Source organism: Actinomadura roseirufa, from assembly GCF_900659635.1.
GTDB classification, from domain to species: Bacteria; Actinomycetota; Actinomycetes; order Streptosporangiales; family Streptosporangiaceae; genus Spirillospora; species Spirillospora roseirufa.
Genome location: NZ_CAACVB010000546.1, coordinates 1 through 1,720, shown reverse-complemented (window position 1 = coordinate 1,720; position 1,720 = coordinate 1). Strand labels below are relative to the sequence as shown.

At 78.5% G+C, this 1,720-nt stretch carries 2 protein-coding genes; both read right to left on the bottom strand.

The genetic code is table 11. From position 1 onward, the window contains the following. On the bottom strand, positions 1 to 1,062 hold a 1,062-nt coding region (locus tag E1291_RS41280), incomplete at its 3' end, for an NADH-ubiquinone oxidoreductase-F iron-sulfur binding region domain-containing protein (RefSeq protein ID WP_131743455.1). After that, positions 1,059 to 1,720: DUF8596 domain-containing protein (locus E1291_RS43005; RefSeq protein ID WP_207401267.1), on the bottom strand; the 662-nt coding region annotated here is incomplete at its 5' end. The genes E1291_RS43005 and E1291_RS41280, both read right to left, overlap by 4 nt.

Here is a 1,720-nt window from a genome sequence, read left to right as displayed (position 1 = left end):
GGCGGCCAGCGCGGTGAGGGCGCCGGCGACGTCGGGCAGCCCGAGCCGGCACGGCCCGCACTGCCCGGCGGACTCGGCGGCGAGGTAGCGGGCGACCCGCGCGCATTCCCCGAGCGGGCAGGTGCCCCGGCCGAGCGGCATGACGATCCCCGCGCCGAGCGCGCCGCCCGCCGCGCGCAGTCCCGCCCGCGACACCTGGGTGCGGGTGGCGACCTCTCCCCTCAGCCACGCGCCGTGGTAGCCGCCGACCAGCACGCCCTCGCCCGCCCGGCTGCCGGACAGGTCGAGCAGATGGCCGAGCGGCGCCCCGGCGGGGGTCTCCAGCACGGCGGGGAAGCGGGCCGAGCCGGTGACCGTCAGCAGCACCGTGCCGGGCTCGTCGGGGAGGCCGACCCGGCGGTAGCCGCGCGGCCCGAGGCCGGCGAGCACGGCGAGCTGGGCGAAGGTCTCGGCGTTGGACAGCAGGGTGGGCAGGCCGTCCACGCCGCGGGTGGAGGCGCGGCCCTTGCGGCCGGGCGGGACCGGCCGGCCGCCGTTGACGCCGCGCACGAGCGCGCCGCTCTCGCCGGTGATGAACCGCTCGGGGAGCCGCACGACCCGGGCCCGCGCCCCCAGCTCGCGCTCGGCGATCGCGCGTTCCACCGAGCTCGCCGCGGCCGCGTCGGTCACCGCGACGACGATCTCGACGGAGCCGAGCGCGGTGGCGGCGAGCGCGGCGCCGTCCAGGATCAGGTGCGGCGCACCGCGCAGCAGGACCTTGTCCTTGGCGCTGCCGGGCTCGCCCTCGGTGCCGTTCACGACGACGACCGTCCGCTTGCGCCTCCGGACGGCGCTTTCGGCTGTCGCCTTGACCTTGCGGGCGAAGGGGAAGGCCGCGCCGCCGCGACCGTGCAGCCGGCCCTCCTGGCAGAGCGCGACGAGCTGGTCGGTGGTGAGGGGCCGGGGGTGTGGGTGCAGGGCGCGGTGGGCGTCCCAGTCGAGCCGCCCTCCGTTCTCCAGGCCCTTGGTGAGCCGGGGCGGCCCGATGTGACGGACGGCGATGTCCGCGGCGGCGGCGCTCACGGCGTCCTCCTCTCCCGGGGCCGCAGGAGCGGACGCGCCGCCAGCGCGATCGCCACCGCGGCGAGGCAGAGCAGGTAGCCCGCCGTGACCCAGGTGGCGGGGGCGCGCCCGGAGGTCAGCCCGTGCAGGATCCCGACCGGCCAGGCCGCGTAGGCGGTGAGGTGCGTCGCGCGCCACGCCCAGGGATGCCGCGCGCCCGCGAAGCGGCCCCGGGCGACGCCGCCCGCGACGGCGACGACCAGCAGGTAGAGCGCGAGCGTGCCGAGCCCGTAGTCGGCCAGATGGTTCCCGGAGTACGGCAGGAACGCCTGGACGGCCCCGATCCGGTGCCGGATCAGCTGGGAGGACACGTGCAGCGCGAGCGTCGACACGGCGAGGAACGCCGTGGCGCGGTGGACGGCCTGCGCGCGGACGCGGTGGCGGGGCGCCAGCAGGGCGCGGTCGGTGGCGAGCAGGCCCACCATGACCGTCAGCGACAGCGACACCAGCGCGAAGACGCCGCAGTAGAAGTCGAGGAACGATCCGACGGCGCGCAGGGCCGGCAGCGCGCGGCCGGAGGAGACGGCGGCGCCGAGCAGCAGCCCGGCGGCGGCGACGGCGGCCAGGGCGAGGAGCGGGCCCCGGTAGGGCGCCGCCGCGAGGAGGGCGCCGCGCGTCC